Raw genomic sequence first — 16,730 nt, 5'->3', positions numbered from 1 at the left:
GTCTCCTGCGCGCTTCAGTACGGCTTATCGCCAATAATGCCGGCGCGTTCCATCTTGCGGTGGCACGGCGGGTAGTCCATCACCGCATAGTGCTGGGTGCTGCGGTTGTCCCAGATCGCGATGCTGTTCGGCTTCCAGCGCCAGCGTACTTGGTACTCCGGAATATAGGCCTGGCTCACGAGATAGCGCAGCAGGTCGCCCGCGCCCGGATTGGCGTCCTGCCCGAAGCGCACGCGCTCAGGCGTGTGATAGTTCGTGAAGTGCGTCGTGAATGCGCTCACGAACAGCACTTTCTCACCGGTCTCCGGATGCGTGCGCACCACCGGGTGCTCCGCATCGGGAAACTGCGCCTTCAAGGCGTGGCGCTTCTCGATCGGCATGGCCGCGCCGAAGCTCGCCTCGATACTATGGCGGGCATACAGCCCGGCGATCTGCGCCTTCACGTGTTCCGGCAGCTTATCGTAGGCGAGCGCCATGTTCGCCCACATCGTGTCGCCGCCCAGGGGCGGGCACTCCACGCAGCGCAGCACCGCGCCGAACTGCGGCGCCTCGCGCCACGTGGCGTCCGCGTGCCACGCGTTTTCGTAGCGATCGTTCGGCTGCTCCGGATTCTTGTAGATGCGCACGAGGCCGGGATGCTCAGGGTCGCTGCCCGCCACCGGATGATCCTCCAGCTCGCCGAAGCGGCGCGCAAACGCCACGTGTTCGGTGCGCGTGATGTTCTGGTCGCGCAGGAACAGCACGCGGTGCTTGAGCAGCGCCGCGCGAATCTCGGCGAAGAGCGCGTCGTCGTGAACGGCATCGGCGAGATTCACGCCGGTCAGTTCCGCGCCGATGGCATAGGTCAATTGTTCGACTTGCATGCTGCGCTCCTCAGATGACGAAGACCGACGACCCCGTCGTCTTGCGTGCTTCGAGGTCGCGATGCGCCTGCACCGCGTCTTCCAGCGCGTAACGCTGGTTCAGTTCGATCTTGATGCGGCCCGCAGCGACGTGCCCGAACAGCTCGCCGGCCAGCTCGTTCTTCTCCGCGGGGTCCGCAATATAGTCCGCCAACGCCGGGCGCGTGAGATAGAGCGAGCCCTTCATCGCGAGGATCTGCGGATTGAACGGCGGAATCGGACCGGAAGCCGTGCCGACGCAAACCATCAGGCCGCGGCGCTTGAGCGAGTCGAGCGACGCCTCGAAGGTATCCTTGCCCACGCTGTCGAACACCACGTTCACGCCCGCGCCGTTCGTCAGTTCGCGCACGCGCTTCGCGACATCTTCGCGGCCGTAGTACACGATGTGGTCGCAGCCATGCGCGCGCGCCACTTCGCCCTTCGCCTCGTTCGACACCGTGCCGATCACCGTGAGGCCCAGCAGCTTCGCCCACTGCGAGACGATCAGACCGACACCGCCCGCCGCGGCATGCAGCAGGATCGTGTCGCCGGCCTTGAAGTCGTGAATGCGGCGCATCAGGTACGACGAGGTGAGGCCTCGCATGGTCATGCCGGCCGCCGTTTCGCATGCGATCGCGTCGGGCAGCTTGATGAGCGGGGCCGCCGGAATCAGGCGTTCGGTGCTGTACGCGCCGAGCGTGTTGATGAAGCCGGTGTAGGTCACGCGCTCGCCCACCGCCACGTTGCTCACTTCGGGGCCCACGGCCTCGACCACGCCCGCGGCTTCCACGCCCATGCCGGCGGGTAGCGGAACGGGGTACAGGCCGGAGCGGAAGTAGGTATCCGCGAAATTCAGGCCGACTGCCTCATGGCGCAGGCGGACCTGTCCGGGGCCGGGATCGCCCACTTCGACGCTCTCGTAGCGCAAGACTTCGGGACCGCCGGTTTCGTGGAAGCGCACTGCTTTCGCCATGTTCAATCTCCTATCCTTTACTCAAACGCGTCGACTCGAACTCAGTCAAGCCGACTCGAACTGCCTGTTCAATTTCATCGTTGTGTGTGACCACCGGCTTCTTCGCGCAGGGCATTCACACGATCCAGATCGACGGTGTAGTTGCGCTTGCCGATCAGGAAAACCACTGCCGCCACGAGCGGCGCAAACGGTACGAGTTGCAGCGCGCCAAGCAGGCCGATATGGTCGGCGGCAATGCCCGTGAGCACCGCGGCGGGCGCGAGGCCGAGCAGGTTGTTCGCCAGCGTAAGCGTGGCGAACGCCGAGGCATGGATCGAGGGCGGCGTGAGGTTCGCCACCATCGCGCCCGAGGGGCCAGCTGCGCCTGCACAGAAGAACATGGCCGCGCCGATCAGAACCAGTTGCGCCGGGCCGGCCGGCATGCGCAAGCCGACCGCGAGCAGCGTGAAACAGATCAGGCAGTACGCTATCGCGATGCTCCATTTGCGCGCGCCGTTATCCTTGCTGAAGCGGTCCGCGAGATTGCCGCACACCACCATGCCAACGCCCGTCACGAGCACGAACACTGCGGCGGTCCCGGCCGCTTTGCCGGTGGCCATGCCGTAGTAGCGGTTCAGGAAGCTCGGCAGCCAGCTCCACACGGCCGCCGGCACGAGCAGATGCACGCCGCTGCCCACATACGCGCACACCACGGAGCGCGTGGAAAACAGGCCCTTGAGCAGCGCGCGCAGGCTCATGCGCATCCCGAGGCCATTCGCCTCGCGGCTCACGCTCGCCGGCTGCAGCGAGGCAATGCGCTTCTCCGTGACGACGATGCGATAGATCACGACCAGCACGATCCCCATGGCTGCCATCGCGCCAAACGCCGCGCGCCAGCCATGCTGCGCAGCCACCGCACCGCCCAGCGCCATGCCCAGCACCGAGCCGAAGGCGCCACCCGCCATGAATGCGCCCGTAATCGTGGAACGCAGGCGCACCGGAAAAATACTGAGGACAACGGCAATCCCCACGCTGCCATAAGCCGCTTCGCCGATGCCGACGAAGGCGCGTGCTAGCAGCATTTCGCCGTAGTTCGTCGAGAGCGCGCAACCAAGCGTCGCGATACTCCACAACGCCGCCATCAGGACGATGCTCTTCACGCGGCCCCAGCGGTCGGCGAGCACCGACAGCGGAAACGTGAGCACGCCCACCATCAGTGCCACCACGCTGCTCAGCGAGCCGAGCTGCGTGTCCGAAAGACTCCATGCGGTCTTGAGCAGCGGAAAAACCGCATTCAGGACCTGCCGCGACATGTAGTCGGAAAGCAGCAGCCCGACCGTCAAGGCGAACACCACCCACGCATATGCGCGTACGTTCGTCCCGGTCTTCGTCAATTCGCCCGCGGTGGGCTCGGCATGCGTGAGCATGGGTTGTCTCCGTGGTAGCCCGCTCTTCGTCGGGTTCCGTTGTTCTCTCAGTTTCAGCAGGTACGACGCAAGCGCCAAACCCCCGCTTCGAGGCCCGGCACAAGCCTATGCCCGCGCCGGGCCCCACTGCCATTACGCCGCGCGCAGCGGCAGGTTCTTCACGCCGGCCACGCGGTTCGGCGCCATGCCGTTGGCCGCGAGCGCTTCGTCGACCGTCTCGTAGTGCACGCCGATGCGATAGATATCACGCGCTTCCTTGCCCGTGGCAATCTCACGGCCCAGTTCGCGCGCCACGCGCACGCATTGCTCGATCTGCTGCACGGACGTGAAGCGCTTGCCGTGCTGGTCGATGATCGTATCTTCAATGCCGCAACGCGGGTGCAGGCCCATGGACATCGCCATCATGTTGAACGGCAGCACGTTCTTGAGCAGCGACTCGGCGGTGACGGTGCAGCCATCGGGCGCACGGTGCACGAAGTTGAAGAAGTTGAACGGGTTCGGGCCGTCGAAGCCGCCGCCGATGCCGATCCACGTGAGATTCAGCGGCCCCTTGTACGCGCCCTTGCGCACGAGGCGATCGAGCGTTTCGAGCGCGTGGATGCCCGTGAGCTGGAAGTGCGGCTGAATGCCCGAAGCCTGCAGACGGCGCAGATGCTCCTCCACCCATGCCGGGCCGGCCGGCACCGTCATTTCGCTATACGCGGCCATGAACGCCGGGTTGGAGAGCGAGGTGCCCGCCAGGTATTCCGGGTAGAGCAGCTCCATGATGTTCATCTGCGTGGTGTTGATCGCCACGGTCACCTGGTCCGGCTTCGGCTCGAGGTCGGCCAGCATGTGACGCGTGTCGTCCGAGAGCCACTTCGCCGCTTCGCCCTCGTCTTCCGGCGCGAACGAGATCGAGCCGCCCACCTGGATGATCATGTCCGGCACCGCGGCGCGCACGCCTGCGATCAGCTCGTTGAACTTCGAGAGGCGTTTGGAGCCCTTGCCGTCGAGTTCGCGCACATGCAGGTGCAGCACCGTTGCGCCCGCGTTGTAGCAATCCACGGCCTTCTGGATCTGTTCTTCCATCGTCACCGGAATGTCTTCCGGGAAGTCTTCGGGCATCCATTCCGGACCATACGGCGCGGTGGTGATGACAACCTTGTCCTGGTTCTCGGGGTGCAGCGAATCGTCGAGGAATTGCATCGTGTTCTCCAATATGGGGACGGTATTTCAACGTTTGGCAACGTGGCCGGAAGCCTGAAATAACGCTCGGAACCTGGCTGATCCGTTGAGATGCACGATACGGCAATCCTGCGCTACACTTTTCTGATTGCGCGCCATCGTTTTAGCTTTTCGCGCCACCAGGCGTTAACACCGAGATAAGCGCAAGCCCATGTTTGACGGGCTGAAAAGGCGCGGCGAGGCCGCAACAAAGAGGAGACACGACAATGGAAACCACGCTGAGCTCGGTCTCGCTGAGCGGTTATTTCGACGTGGCAAAGCGCGTGGGATTGAACCCGGTCGAGCTTGCCCACGACGCGGGCGTGGACGCCGCGGCGCTCGCAACTCCCGACCAACGCGTCCCCGCCGCCGCTGCGTGCCGGTTGCTGGAGCGTTCGGCGGAAAAGGCCGCGTGCCCGACGTTCGCGCTGCAAATGGCCGAGACGCGCCACAAGTTCGGCACTGGCGTGGTCAACATTCTGCTCGCGCACAAGCGCACGCTGCGCGAGGTGCTGCTCGCCACCGCCGAATACCGGCATCTGCTCAACGAAGCGCTCGCGATCTTTGTCGAAGACACGGGCGCAACCGTCACGATCCGCGAGGAACTGGTCGTCGATCCGGGCACCCCCACATACCAGGCCATCGAACTCGCAGTGGGCGTGCTCGCGCGTCACTCCAGCGCGCTGCTGGGCGAGCACTGGAAACCGCGCGCGGTGCACTTCGTTCACCAGGCGCCGCCCAGCCTCACGTTTCATCGGCGTTTTTTCGGCTGCCCGCTGGAATTCGGCAGCGACTTCAACGGCATCGTATGCGCGGCCGCCGACCTCGACTACCCGAACCCCGCCGCCGACCCGGAACTGGTGCGCTACGCGGAAAGCCTCGCCGAATCGCTCAACGCAACGGGCGTCGATTCCACGGCACTCGAGGTGCGCAAGGCGATCTACCTGCTGCTGCCGCTCGAGCAGGCCAGCGTCGAAGGGGTGGCCGCGCATCTGCGGCTGAGCGTGCGCACGATGCAACGTCAGCTCGGCGTCGCCAATACGAGCTTCACGCGGCTCGTGGAGGAAGTGCGGGGCGAACTTGCCGTGCGCTACATGAGCAACCCGCGCTATCCCATCGGACGTGTGTCCGCCCTGCTCGGCTACGCCCAGCAGGGCTCGTTCACGAACTGGTTCAGCGCGCGCTTCGGCATGACGCCGCGCGACTGGCGCAATAGCCATTTGATCTGAAGTGACGGGACGACGGCGCGCGTGCCCTGCCGTGTGGTCCTTTAGTCCTTTAGTCCCTTAATCCCCTGGTCCCTCAGCCCGTATGCGGAAGCGGGTGCAAGTCAGGCGCGTCGGCATCGAACGTGGTCATGAGGCGCACCAGATCGGCAAGCGAGTTCGCCTTCATCTTCTCCATGACGCGCGCCCGGTGAATCTTGATCGTTTTCTCCGCCGCGCCCAGTTCGTCGGCCACGAGCTTGTTCGGCCGGCCCGTCACCACGAGCGCCATGACCTCGCGCTCGCGCGGCGTGAGTTTTTCCACCCGGCGCTGGATCTCCGCGCGCTGCTCACGTTGTTCGTATAGCTGGCCTGCGCGTTCGAGCGCGCGCGACGTGGCTTCGAATAGCACCTGCGCGTCGATCGGCTTCGTCAGGAAATCCGATGCGCCCGCCTTCATCGCGCGCACCGCCGTATCCATGTCGCCATGGCCCGAAACGAAGACGATCGGCACCCTGCCCTCGAGCCGCTGCTGCAATTCAATGCCGCTCAGGTCGGGCAACTGGAGATCGAGCAGAAGGCAGGCAGGCGCGCTCGTCAGGTCCGCGCCGTCGAGGAAGGCGCTGGCGCTGCCGTATGCCTGTGCCGTGTAGCCGCCGGATCGCAACAAGCGGCATAGTGCGTTGCGAACGTGCTCGTCGTCGTCCACAACGAACACGATGGAAACTGGCGAGTTCATGGTGAAAAACGCGTGGTCGTCTGCACGCACGCGCCCTCCGCGGGAAGTTCGATATGGAACGTCAGGCCGCGATCGGCGTTGCGCTCGGCCCATAGCTGGCCGCCGTGCGCCATGACGATGGTGCGGCTGATGGAGAGGCCAAGGCCCAGCCCGTGGGGCTTGGACGTCATGAACGGCTTGAACAGCGTGACGAGCCGATCGGCATCGACACCCGGCCCATGATCGCGGATCGCGAGGCGCACCTTGCCGCGATCCTCGCTTGCCGTCACGAAGATGCACACCCTGCGATCTTCCGCGTGGCAGTCGTGCACCGCATCGAGCGCATTCAGGAGCAAATTGACGAGCACCTGCTGCAGTTGAACCGCATCGCCGTGCACTTGCGGCAGCCCGTCTTCGATGCGCGCGCCCACTGCCGCGCCACAGGTTTCCGTCTCGCGGCGCAGCAGGCGCACCACGTCGCGCACGAGGCTGCCGACATCGACGGGGCACAGCTCGGGCGGCTCGCAGCGCGCGGACTGGCGCATCTTGCGGATGATCGCGTGCGCACGCGTGCTGTCGGACACGACCTCGCCAAGCAGCTCCCGCAAGTCGCTCATGGCCGGCGGGCTCTGGGCGAGAAACCGTTGCGCGGCCTGTGCGTTGCTGAGAATGGCCGTGAGCGGCTGATCGACTTCGTGCGCGAGCGCGGCGGCCATGTCGCCCACTTCGGACGCCCGTTCCCGACGCAACCGGCGCGGTTCGCTGCCGGACTCCGCGAGCGTCGTGTCGCGCCTTTCCGGTTCGATGACGACCACCATGCGCGCCGCAGGTCCGGCGGCGAGCGATGCCGAAGCGCTCACATGCACGTCGATATCGGCGCCGTTCTTCGCGCGCGCGATGGCCACGCGCGTCACGCTATGCGGCAACCCTTGCGCGGACTTCAGTGCGCCGAACGATACGGGGCGTGCGTCTCTTCGCCAGGCGACGAGCACGTTTTCGATGCGCATGCCGATCAATTCGCCCAGGGCATAGCCGAGCACGTGGGTGGCCATGCCATTGGCCCATGCGACGCTGCCCGCTTCGTCGATCAAGAGCGCCGCCGCGGGCACGACTTCGAGAACGCTGTGCAGACTTTGCGCAATGGCCTGTGTGGCCTGCGCCGACGCGTGGCCGGTGTTGCGCGCGGCCAGTGCGTTGCCGTTCGGCAGAGTGCGCGGCTTGATTCTGTCGAGCCACGCCAGCAGGCCGGCCGCTGCGTGTTCGGCTCTCGGTCTGTTCAGTTTTAGTTTTTCGTTCCCCATGTCTGCCCTGATCACGGTGTCCTCCGGCTACGCTGCCCTGCTCCGGCAGCCTGCGAATCGTTTCAAACGCTTCAGCGCCCAGGCGGGGCGGATTTGACGAGCACCGGCATTCCGGCCGTTTTGCGGTGCAAACTGCGCCCCAATGATGACTGCAGCTTACTTTTGATTATCGAAGAACGCTCCGGCATGGGCGGAGAATGAGTCAGTCATTGAAGAAAAGAACGGATGGGATCATGATTGCGGAACCGCTTCGCTGTACGCTTTCACCGCGCGTTAATTATATGAAAGAAATTGCCGATGATTCGTTCCGCGCGCAATTGTTTTCGATAACTTTTTCCGCATATAACGCTAATCAGGCGCTAAGGCCTTGAATGCGCTTGCACCGGACTATATACACTGACTATTTACCGGGAATATTTGCGAACGTTTTCTTTAATTTGTAATTGGCTCGCGAAATCATCTCTATTCAATACGAATGGCGATCGTGCAGTTTGTCGCGTGGCATTATCTATTCTGTTTTTTATGAAATAGTCGCCACCATTATTTCGATCTGGAAACGCGCGAAATGGCCTGCAGAATCCCTCACACGTCCGGCGCGTGACAGCTCGGTAAACGCCGTTGTCGATCAAGGCGCCGAAGCTGGCGCGGCTGCACTCGCCGCATGATGTTGCGTCGTATTTTGCTGACCATGTTGCCGGGACTGGTTCGAGCGGGCCTTGTGCTCCGCTTTGCGCTGCACGTCCCGCATCTGCCTGGTACCCATCGTTCCCGCTTGCGCAAATACTTCAGACATGAAGGCGGGCGCACAAAGCAGGAGCACCGTCGCACACGGCACAGCAAGACGCATTTTCATTTGGGATCTCCAGGTGTCGGCGCTGCCAGCCTCGACGAGTGAATAGCATCATTGCGCCGCCATTGCGGTGTCAATAGGACTCTGGTCCGATTGCCAGCACAGCGTGGCTTGCCGGACTATAACCGTGGGGCTCTCCGCCTCGCCACACTCGAACTAGAATGCGCGCACGCGCTCGCCCCTTCACGTTGTCGCTATCCGTCCCGCACTCCGGTTGAGCAAACAATTGGAAGGATCGGCCATGACCTCATGGATCAAACAACGCACGTACACCCTCTGCCTGCTCGTGCTCGCGTTGCTCCTGGCAGGCGCTCAGGCGGTGCGCGCGCAAGACGCGCCGCAGCCCGCCCCCTACAAACCCGAGGAGCTGGAGGCGCTGGTCGCGCCCATTGCGCTCTATCCCGATTCGGTGCTGGCGCAAGTCCTGATGGCATCGACTTACCCGCTCGAAATCGTGCACGCGGCCCGCTGGGTCAAGGAGCACCCGAAGCTGAAGGGCGACGAAGCCGTGAAGGCCGTGCAGGACCAGCCATGGGACACGAGCGTGAAGTCGCTCGTCGCGTTCCCGCAGGCGCTCGAGCCGATGAACGACAAGCTCGACTGGACCCAGAAACTCGGTGACGCGTTCCTCGCCCAGGAAAAGGATGTGCTCGCCGCCGTGCAGCGCCTGCGTGCACGCGCACAGGACTCGGGCAACCTCAAGAGCAACGAGCAGCAAAAGGTCGTGGTCGAGCAGCCGCCCGCGCAAGGCGGCCAGACCATCGTGAAGATCGAGCCTGCCAAGCCCGAGGTGATCTATGTACCCGCGTACAACCCCACGGTCGTGTACGGCGCGTGGAGCTACCCGGCTTACCCGCCGTACGCCTGGCCACCCTATCCTGCTTACTATCCCGGCGGCGCACTGATGACCGGCTTCGCGTGGGGCGTCGGGCTCGCCGCCGCGGGCGCGATCTTCGGCAACTGCAACTGGGGCGGCGGCGACGTCAACATCAACGTGGACAAGGCGCGCAACGTCAATCGCAACTTCGACAGCACCAAGGTCCAGGGAGGCAAGTGGCAGCACGATGCCAGCCACCGCCAGGGCGTCGCATACCGTGACAACGCCACGCGCGAGAAATTCGGCAACAACGTGGCAGGCGCCGACGGCCGCCGCGACTATCGCGGCCGCAATGGCCAGAATGGCCAGAACGGCGCCAGCGTGGCGGACCGCGCCGGCAACCGCACGGGCGGCGGTGCAGGCGGCCAGGGCCTGGGCAATGGCAACCGCGGGAATCAGGGCAATCCCGGCAATCGCGGCGGCGCGGGCAACAACGCGAGCGTCGGCAATCGCGCGAACCTCGCCGACAACGGAGCGGGTGGCAATCGCGGAGACCTTGGCAATAACGGTGCCGGCGGCAATCGCGGCGGCATGGCTAACAATGCCGGCGGGAGCAATCGCGTGAGCACCGGGGCAGGCGGCGGGTTTGGCGGCGGCGGTGGAGGGAGCTACGGCGGCGGCGGCCGCGATGGCGCCTTCCAGGGTGTGGGCGGCGGCGGCGCCACCCAGCGCGACGCGAGTCGCGGCCGCTCCAGCATGCAGTCTTCAGGGTTCAATCGTCCGAGCGGCGGCGGCGGTATGCGCGGCGGTGGCGGCGGTCGTGGCGGCGGCAGACGCTAGGGAGAACGGCCATGAACAGACATGAGTTTCTCCGTCCGGCTGCATCGGCAGTACTCGCGGCGGCGATCGCCATCGCACTGCTGGTATTCGCGCCGCGGCCTTGCGCGGCCGCCGGGCAAAACACCTTCGCTACGCCCGACGCGGCGATGGCCGCGTTCGGCGACGCCGTGGCCGGCAACGACGAGGCGGAACTGCGCACGCTCTTCGGCGCAGATTTCCGCCAGCTCATCCCGCCGGTCGGCGCTCAGATCCGCGACAAGTTCCTGAGTGAATGGCAGACTTCGCACACCATTCAGGATACCGATGCAAATCACGCGATGATCGCCGTTGGCGACGACGGCTGGACCTTTCCGGTCCCGCTCGTCAAGACCGCCCAGGGCTGGCACTTCGACACGCACGCCGGTGTCGAGGAAATGCGCGTGCGCCGCATTGGCCGCAACGAGCTTGCCGTGATGCAGACGATGCTCGCGGTCTACGACGCGCAACGCGAATATGCGCAGACCTATCACGACGGCAGCGACATGCTGGTCTACGCCAGCAAGCTCGCGAGTTCGCCGGGCAAGCATGACGGCCTGTACTGGCCGACCGATCCCGACGCCGCGCCGAGCCCGCTAGGCGTCGCATTCCTCAAGGCCGGCGCGCGCAACGCCGAAAACGCCGGTTACTACGGCTACCACTACAAGCTGCTGACCTCGCAGGGTCCGCACGCGCCCGGCGGCGCATATAACTACATGGTCGACAACAAGCTGTTCGGCGGCTTTGGCGTCGTTGCGTGGCCGGTGCGGTACGGCGACACGGGTATCAAGACCTTCATGGTCAGCCACGACGGCCAGGTCTACGAGCGCGATCTCGGCCCGGATGGCGCGGCAAAAGCCGAAGCGATGACATCCTTCGATCCGGGCCCGGGCTGGTCGAAGGCTGCGCCGTGACACTCGGCACTGGCGCTGCGCCACTGCGTTTCACGGTGCGCGCGCGGGCTCGGGGGCCGACGCTCGCGCCGGCGCGTCTTCACCGAGCATGTAGAGCAGCAGCGCGTCGCGATCGGGTGCGCTCATCGCCGCCGTCGAGCGCATGAGCACCGCGCTCGCCCAGCAGACGTCGGCCATCGTGGCGCCAGGGCCGCCATTCGTGACGCGCTCGAGCCGCGCCACGGACTGCGGATCGCCAGCGAGGGCCGCGTTGACCGCATCGTCGAGATGCCGCAACGCCCGCTCGTATGCCACGGGCGTGGGCAGCCTGACTGGCGCGGCGAGCAGGGATCGGATCACCACGCGATAAAGCAACGAGAAGTATTCGGCCGTGTCGGCATCGCTCATGCTGCCGATCGAAATGCCCTGAGCAAGGTCCTGCACGCTCGCCATGCCCTGGCAATTGCCGCGCGCCGCGCGTCCCATGTATTTCGCGAGCAGCGTGAGGTACGCCAGGCGGTCTTGTGGCGTCAGGCGCGCGATGCCGCCGCGGATCAGGCGCTCGCGCGCCGCGTCGTCGCGCAGCCGGGCTTCGAGGCCCGCCATGCCGCCGGGCACGGCGACCGCCACGGCCGGGTCCGCACGCAGCCGGTAGAACCAGGCTTCGACGATGCGCGCCTTGATCGTCTCCTGCTCGACGCCGGCCTCGCGCAATGCCACCGCGCTCTGCGCGGACCTCGGCTCGGGGGGCGCGACAACGTAATCGAGCACTGCGAAAAGTCCCGCCGGTGTGTCCTCGTTGCGCGGCACGCTGCCCGACGCATCGTGGCCCGCCAGCGCCAGCGCCGCGCTCAGTGCGAGCCACGCACAACGCAACGTCTTCATGAGATCCCGCGTGGCGTGCTCACTCCGTCGCACTGCCAACTGTTGCATGCTCCGCGCGAATCGCGGCGGCAATGTCGGCGCTGATGGTGGCGAGTGCGCGATCGTGCGCGTCGACGAGCGCGCCGTAGTCCTGGCTCGTCACCTGCTCGTGCGCTACGGTGTGCCCGAGCGTCAGCGCCTGGTGACCCGGCGGCCGCACGACCCATTGCGCGTCGATCGTCACCGAGTCTCCCAGTACGCTGTCGATGCGCGTGATATCGACGCGAACGCGCCAGACCGGCGGGGTGGCCGCGCCATCGAACGTCGAGACGTGCGCCGTCCCGAGCCGCTGTGCAAGGTCCGCGGCAACGACGCGCCCAACGTCCAGTTTGAGCGGCGTGGCCCAGCGCGCGAACTCGTTCATCTGGATCGTGTTGTCCGGATTGCGCGTGACGATTTGCGGCCGGTCCACCATGTCGGGCACAGTCACGGGACCGACGACGACATCGAGTGCAGCGGCGCTTGTCGGCACGGCGGGCGATGTGCTGGCCGTCGCGGCGCTCGCATCATCGGCGCGCAACGCATAGAACGTAGGCGACGGCGAGGAGCACCCGGCGAGACACGCCATCGCAACGGCGAGAACGGCAGGCAGAGTCAGGTTGCGGCGGTTCACTGCTTGCCTCCAGGTTTGCCCTGCACCACGGCCTCGGGATGGCGCTCGAGATAATCCGTAAGCATGCGCACGGACGCGGCGGTGCGGGCCAGTTCACGCATGGCGTCGCTCGTGTTCTGCTGGAGCTGCGAGTCGGGCTGCAAGGCATCGGTGGCCGAGTTGAGCGTGGATCTTGCCGCCGAAAGCGTGTCGTGCGCCTGCGGCACGACTTCGGTGCCGAGCTTCGCCACCACGTCGTTCGCACTTTGCAGCGTGCGCTGCGCACTCGCGCCGATGGCCTCGAACGGAATACCGTTGAGCTTCGCGAGCAGTCGCGTGAGCGAATCCTGCAGCGACTGCAACGTGCGCGGCACCGTCGGCATCTCGGGCGGCGTTCTCGACCAGTCGATCTTAGCCTTCGCAGCGTCCGGGAAGACGTCGAAGGCGACGTAGAGCTGTCCTGTGAGAGGATTACCCGAGCGCAGCTGGAACCGGAAGCCGCTGGCAACCAGGAACTCGGCAAGCTGGCGCGGTTGCGAAGTGAGGCGTCCGGCCGGCTGGCCTTTCTCGAAGCGCGACGTAAAGCGCTCCGGATACAGATTGATTTCAACAGGAATGCTGAACTGTTTCTTCACCGGGTCGAAGCGCGTGTAGATACGTGTGACCTCGCCAATCACGACGCCGCGGAAATCGACCGGCGCGCCCACTGTGAGCCCGCGCACGGAGTCGTAGAAGGTCACGACGTAGGTGTCGACAATGCGGTCATGCTCCTTCATCGAGTCGGCGTGCGTGGCGTAAAGCTCGAACTTCGAGTCTGCGTCGGCCTCGGGCGGTTCACCGCCGGCGTCGGCGTCGGGCGTTTCGAACGCCACGCCGCCGATGAGCAGCGACACCACCGACTGCGTGTTGATCTGCACGCCGTCCGGGCTGAGCGAGACGTCGAGTCCACTCGCATGCCAGAAGCGCGTGTCGCTGCGCACGAACCTGTCGTAGGGCGCGTTCACGAACACGCGCAGCGTCACGCCCTTGCCGTTCGGGTCCATTTCATAGGAAGCAATCTGTCCGACCTGAAGACGGCGGAAGAACACCGGCGAGCCGACATCGAGCGAGCCCATGTTCACGCTGTGCAGCACGAATTCGCGCCCCGGGATGTCGCTCGGGATCGCAGGCGGGACTTCGAGTCCCACGAAGTCGTGGCGCGCTTTGCTGGAGTTGCCTTCGTCCATGCCGACAAAAGAGCCCGAGAGCAGCGTGCTCAGGCCCGAAACCGTACCGCCGGAAATGCGCGGGCGCACGACCCAGAAGCGCGTGTTGTCGACGAGCATGCTCGCCGCGTCCTTCACGAGTTCGCCAGTCGCGATCACACGCTTGTGATCGGGCGAGAGCGTGACCGCCTTCACCACGCCGATATCGACGTCCTTGTACTTGATCTTCGTCTTGCCGGCCTCGAGGCCGTCGCCGGTCTTGAAGCTGATCGTGATCGTCGGCCCTTCCTCGATGATCGCCTTGGCAGCGAGCCAGCCGCCAATGAGCACCGCGACGATCGGCACGAGCCAGACAATCTGCATGCGCCAGCGCGAGCCGCGCGCCGGCTTCGCCTCGGGCAGGTCCGGCAAGGAATCGTCGTTACCGGGTGCTGCCATTTTCGTGCTCCATCGCGTCCCAGATGAGACGCGGGTCGAACATGTTCGCGGCGAACATGGTGAGGATCACGACGGCACCGAAAGCGATCGCGGCGGGCCCCGCCTTGATCGTGGCGAGCGCGTTGAACTGCACCAGCGCGACGAGCATCGTGATCACGTAGATGTCGAGCATCGACCAGCGGCCGACCAGCTCGATCAGCCGGTAGATGCGCGTGCGTTGCTCGGGCAGCCATGTCCAGCGGCGCTGCGTGGTCCACGTCAGATACGAAAGCCCCAGGATCTTCAGCATGGGCACGGCGATGCTGGCAATGAACACGAGCAGCGCGAGCGGCCACGAACCCGACACCCACAGATACACCACACCGCTCATGATCGTGTCCTTCTGCGAGCCGAACAGCGAACTCGTGTCCATGACGGGCAGCACATTCGCCGGTACGTACAGCACCATCGCCGCAACCAGCAGCGCCCACGTGCGCGACAGGCTCGCGACCTTGCGCATGTGCAGCGCGCTGCCGCAGCGCGGGCACGTCGCCGCATGCGCGGCCGCCGGCATGCGCGCGAGCATTCCGCACGCATGGCAGCGCGCGATGCCGCACGCGGCGCCCGTGAGCGGGCCTGCGGCGCGCTCGCCTCGCGCTCTGGCCGCCTCGCCCGACGCGTAGTGCGTCGTCACGCTGGGCGTGTCGAGCACCCTGACCGCGTTGGCCGGTTGCGTTGCCCGCGCCACGCGCGACCAGAACTGGCGCGCGTCGAACGCCGCGCTCGCGCCCGCGAGCACCAGCATCAACGCGCCGAACGACCACAACGCGACACCCGTCACGACCGTTGCGATATGGGACAGCTTCACGAGCGCGACCAGCAGGCCGAGTATCAGCACCTCGGTCATGCCCCACGGCCGTGCGATGTACATTGCGCGGAACAGGAGCGGCGCCTGCCACGGCGCGCGGTCGATCGCGAGCGGCACGAGGAGGGCGAGCAGACACACGACCTGCAGGCCAGGCATGAGGATCGTCGTGGCGAACACCAGCGCCGCGATGGGCCACATGCCGTCGAGATAGAGAATCTCGACCGAATGCCACAGCGTCGTGCGTACGAGATTGCCGTTCACCGAGAGTCCGACGATCGGATACAGGTTGGAAATGACGAACAGCACGAGTGCGCCCAACGCGAACGCGAGCGCACGGCCGAGGCTTTCCGGCAGATTCCTTTCCAGTTCGGCGTTGCAGCGCAGGCAGCGCAGGGTGCCCCCCGGCGGGCAAGGCGCGCCGCGCTGCATGAGATCGCAGTCGTGGCAAACGAGAAGCTCAGCGCGCTTCATTGCGGGGCCTCCCTGAATCCGGTCGTGGCGTGGTCGATTCATCGTCGCTGTACCGATTCGGCATGCGGGGCGTCAGCCCGGCGGCGGCACGCCTAGCACCGCATGGACCGCGCCGATGAGCGCGGAGTCGTCGAACGGCTTGCGCAGGTACGCAACCGCGCCGGCTGCCTGTGCCTGCTCGCGCACGCGCGCATCGTCGTGCGCCGTAATCACGATGCACTGGATGCCGGTGCCACCCAGCCGACGCTGTACCTCGATACCGTTGATGCCGGGCATCTGGATATCGAGGACCACGCACACGGGCGCGTGAGGCGCCGCGGCCGCCAGGGCGTCGAGAAATGCCTCGCCGCTCGTGTACACGTCGGAGTCGATGCCGACCGACTTCAACAGGCGCTGGATCGCTCGCCCGACCGACTCCTCGTCGTCGACGACGGCCACGGATCGTGTCACGGTGTTCATTTGACTTAGCGTTCGGTTACCGGTGAGGACAGCCAGAGCGGCGCCGCCGTGCGCGCCGACCGGCATCCTGAGCGCAAGCGGCTTCTCCATGCGCGACTTACTTGTGTGGTGCAGGCTTGACGGATACGGCGAACGCTTCCGTATACACTGCCTCGACCTGATCGCCGACCTGCACGTTTGCAAGCTGCTGGGGATCCTCGACCCGCAGATCCATCGTTCCCCCTTCGGGGCCCATCAGGGTGACCGTTTTCGTCTTGGTGTCGACCGCTACGACATTCGCCGTGACTTTCACCTCACGGCCCACCATGCCGCCGGGCTTCTCGCCGGCAGCCGCACGCTCGACCTGCGGCGTTTCCTGCACCGAGGTCTCGCCGTCGCCTCCCTTCTTCAGGCTCAGCGTGAGTGATTCCTTATAGGTCATCGTCACGACATCGCCGACCTTTAGTTGATCGAAGTTTCTGACTTCCGGTCCCAGTTCGGCTTCGACCAGCTTGCCGTCGTGACGCTTGAGCGTGACGGTGCGGGTATCGGCGTCGATCTTCGTGATGGTCGCCGTCACCTTGTGCATGCCGGTGACGGTTGCCTTGCCCGGCTCGTGCGTCACGTTGGCCGTCGTTTGGCCCTGAGCCGCGGCAAGCTGCGCCGCGGCAACGATGACGGCTGAAACAACCCATTTGAGGTACGACATC

The 16,730-nt window shown here is 65.4% G+C and carries 15 protein-coding genes; 3 read left to right on the top strand and 12 right to left on the bottom strand.

Annotated elements, in window-relative coordinates; all coding sequences use genetic code 11:
- Positions 1–14: 14 nt before the first annotated feature.
- The 4 genes from AB3X98_RS03985 to AB3X98_RS03970 form a co-directional block, all read right to left on the bottom strand.
- Positions 15–863 carry a TauD/TfdA dioxygenase family protein gene (locus AB3X98_RS03985; protein ID WP_368602715.1) on the bottom strand — a complete coding sequence of 283 codons (849 nt, stop codon included), beginning with the start codon at positions 861–863 and terminating at the stop codon, positions 15–17.
- A gap of 10 nt (positions 864–873) precedes the next feature.
- A complete protein-coding gene (locus AB3X98_RS03980; protein ID WP_069263134.1) occupies positions 874–1,854 on the bottom strand; it encodes a quinone oxidoreductase in 981 nt (326 codons plus the stop codon).
- Positions 1,855–1,928: 74 nt separating this feature from the next.
- Positions 1,929–3,260 carry an MFS transporter gene (locus tag AB3X98_RS03975; protein ID WP_368602716.1) on the bottom strand — a complete coding sequence of 444 codons (1,332 nt, stop codon included), beginning with the start codon at positions 3,258–3,260 and terminating at the stop codon, positions 1,929–1,931.
- Between the two features lie 132 nt (positions 3,261–3,392).
- Complete coding sequence (locus tag AB3X98_RS03970) at positions 3,393–4,448, bottom strand: 3-keto-5-aminohexanoate cleavage protein (RefSeq protein ID WP_368602717.1); 1,056 nt, start codon at positions 4,446–4,448, stop codon at positions 3,393–3,395.
- A 245-nt stretch (positions 4,449–4,693) separates the two neighbouring features.
- On the opposite strand from AB3X98_RS03970, the gene AB3X98_RS03965 reads away from it, so the two are divergent.
- Positions 4,694–5,695 (top strand): AraC family transcriptional regulator, encoded by a 1,002-nt coding sequence (locus tag AB3X98_RS03965; protein WP_368602718.1) that lies wholly within the window; start codon positions 4,694–4,696, stop codon positions 5,693–5,695.
- Positions 5,696–5,768: 73 nt separating this feature from the next.
- Here AB3X98_RS03965 and AB3X98_RS03960 read toward each other — a convergent pair whose 3' ends face one another.
- Positions 5,769–6,410 (bottom strand): response regulator transcription factor, encoded by a 642-nt coding sequence (locus tag AB3X98_RS03960; protein WP_368602719.1) that lies wholly within the window; start codon positions 6,408–6,410, stop codon positions 5,769–5,771.
- Positions 6,407–7,690 (bottom strand): PAS domain-containing sensor histidine kinase, encoded by a 1,284-nt coding sequence (locus AB3X98_RS03955; protein ID WP_368602720.1) that lies wholly within the window; start codon positions 7,688–7,690, stop codon positions 6,407–6,409. The genes AB3X98_RS03960 and AB3X98_RS03955 overlap by 4 nt, the downstream gene beginning before the upstream one ends.
- 1,091 nt (positions 7,691–8,781) lie before the next feature.
- On the opposite strand from AB3X98_RS03955, the gene AB3X98_RS03950 reads away from it, so the two are divergent.
- Together AB3X98_RS03950 and AB3X98_RS03945 are read left to right on the top strand one after the other, a co-directional pair.
- The gene (locus tag AB3X98_RS03950) at positions 8,782–10,197 is read left to right on the top strand and encodes a DUF3300 domain-containing protein (RefSeq protein WP_368602721.1); all 1,416 of its coding nucleotides are present in this window, start codon (positions 8,782–8,784) and stop codon (positions 10,195–10,197) included.
- Positions 10,198–10,208: 11 nt separating this feature from the next.
- Entirely contained in the window at positions 10,209–11,126 is a 918-nt protein-coding gene (locus tag AB3X98_RS03945; protein WP_083245164.1) for a DUF2950 domain-containing protein, read from the top strand.
- A gap of 30 nt (positions 11,127–11,156) precedes the next feature.
- On the opposite strand, the gene AB3X98_RS03940 is transcribed toward AB3X98_RS03945, so the two are convergent.
- The 6 genes from AB3X98_RS03940 to AB3X98_RS03915 all read right to left on the bottom strand — a co-directional run bounded on the left by AB3X98_RS03940 (position 11,157) and on the right by AB3X98_RS03915 (position 16,729).
- On the bottom strand, positions 11,157–11,990 hold the full coding sequence (locus AB3X98_RS03940; RefSeq protein ID WP_368602722.1) for a hypothetical protein: 834 nt from the start codon (positions 11,988–11,990) through the stop codon (positions 11,157–11,159).
- Positions 11,991–12,009: 19 nt separating this feature from the next.
- Positions 12,010–12,642 (bottom strand): membrane integrity-associated transporter subunit PqiC, encoded by a 633-nt coding sequence (locus AB3X98_RS03935; protein WP_368602723.1) that lies wholly within the window; start codon positions 12,640–12,642, stop codon positions 12,010–12,012.
- Complete coding sequence (locus tag AB3X98_RS03930; protein ID WP_368602724.1) at positions 12,639–14,264, bottom strand: intermembrane transport protein PqiB; 1,626 nt, start codon at positions 14,262–14,264, stop codon at positions 12,639–12,641. The genes AB3X98_RS03935 and AB3X98_RS03930 overlap by 4 nt, the downstream gene beginning before the upstream one ends.
- Entirely contained in the window at positions 14,248–15,582 is a 1,335-nt protein-coding gene (locus AB3X98_RS03925) for a paraquat-inducible protein A (protein ID WP_368602725.1), read from the bottom strand. The genes AB3X98_RS03930 and AB3X98_RS03925 overlap by 17 nt, the downstream gene beginning before the upstream one ends.
- A gap of 72 nt (positions 15,583–15,654) precedes the next feature.
- Positions 15,655–16,041 (bottom strand): response regulator, encoded by a 387-nt coding sequence (locus AB3X98_RS03920; RefSeq protein ID WP_342948605.1) that lies wholly within the window; start codon positions 16,039–16,041, stop codon positions 15,655–15,657.
- 97 nt (positions 16,042–16,138) lie between these two features.
- Positions 16,139–16,729 carry a hypothetical protein gene (locus tag AB3X98_RS03915; RefSeq protein ID WP_342948604.1) on the bottom strand — a complete coding sequence of 197 codons (591 nt, stop codon included), beginning with the start codon at positions 16,727–16,729 and terminating at the stop codon, positions 16,139–16,141.
- Between the last annotated feature and the right edge of the window lies 1 nt (position 16,730).

The sequence above is a fragment of the Paraburkholderia sp. BR14312 genome (assembly GCF_040948675.1).
In the GTDB taxonomy this organism is placed as follows: domain Bacteria; phylum Pseudomonadota; class Gammaproteobacteria; order Burkholderiales; family Burkholderiaceae; genus Paraburkholderia; species Paraburkholderia nodosa_A.
Note: the sequence above shows the minus strand (reverse complement) of the source record. Positions and strands in the feature narration are given on the sequence as shown.

Excerpts from the sequence above, each read along its gene's own strand:
- AB3X98_RS03985 (WP_368602715.1), bottom strand. The coding sequence starts at position 863 with ATGCAAGTCGAACAATTGACCTATGCCATCGGCGCGGAACTGACCGGC.
- AB3X98_RS03980 (WP_069263134.1), bottom strand. The coding sequence starts at position 1,854 with ATGGCGAAAGCAGTGCGCTTCCACGAAACCGGCGGTCCCGAAGTCTTG.
- AB3X98_RS03975 (WP_368602716.1), bottom strand. The coding sequence starts at position 3,260 with ATGCTCACGCATGCCGAGCCCACCGCGGGCGAATTGACGAAGACCGGG.
- AB3X98_RS03970 (WP_368602717.1), bottom strand. The coding sequence starts at position 4,448 with ATGCAATTCCTCGACGATTCGCTGCACCCCGAGAACCAGGACAAGGTT.
- AB3X98_RS03965 (WP_368602718.1), top strand. The coding sequence starts at position 4,694 with ATGGAAACCACGCTGAGCTCGGTCTCGCTGAGCGGTTATTTCGACGTG.
- AB3X98_RS03960 (WP_368602719.1), bottom strand. The coding sequence starts at position 6,410 with ATGAACTCGCCAGTTTCCATCGTGTTCGTTGTGGACGACGACGAGCAC.
- AB3X98_RS03955 (WP_368602720.1), bottom strand. The coding sequence starts at position 7,690 with ATGGGGAACGAAAAACTAAAACTGAACAGACCGAGAGCCGAACACGCA.
- AB3X98_RS03950 (WP_368602721.1), top strand. The coding sequence starts at position 8,782 with ATGACCTCATGGATCAAACAACGCACGTACACCCTCTGCCTGCTCGTG.
- AB3X98_RS03945 (WP_083245164.1), top strand. The coding sequence starts at position 10,209 with ATGAACAGACATGAGTTTCTCCGTCCGGCTGCATCGGCAGTACTCGCG.
- AB3X98_RS03940 (WP_368602722.1), bottom strand. The coding sequence starts at position 11,990 with ATGAAGACGTTGCGTTGTGCGTGGCTCGCACTGAGCGCGGCGCTGGCG.
- AB3X98_RS03930 (WP_368602724.1), bottom strand. The coding sequence starts at position 14,264 with ATGGCAGCACCCGGTAACGACGATTCCTTGCCGGACCTGCCCGAGGCG.
- AB3X98_RS03925 (WP_368602725.1), bottom strand. The coding sequence starts at position 15,582 with ATGAAGCGCGCTGAGCTTCTCGTTTGCCACGACTGCGATCTCATGCAG.
- AB3X98_RS03920 (WP_342948605.1), bottom strand. The coding sequence starts at position 16,041 with ATGAACACCGTGACACGATCCGTGGCCGTCGTCGACGACGAGGAGTCG.
- AB3X98_RS03915 (WP_342948604.1), bottom strand. The coding sequence starts at position 16,729 with ATGTCGTACCTCAAATGGGTTGTTTCAGCCGTCATCGTTGCCGCGGCG.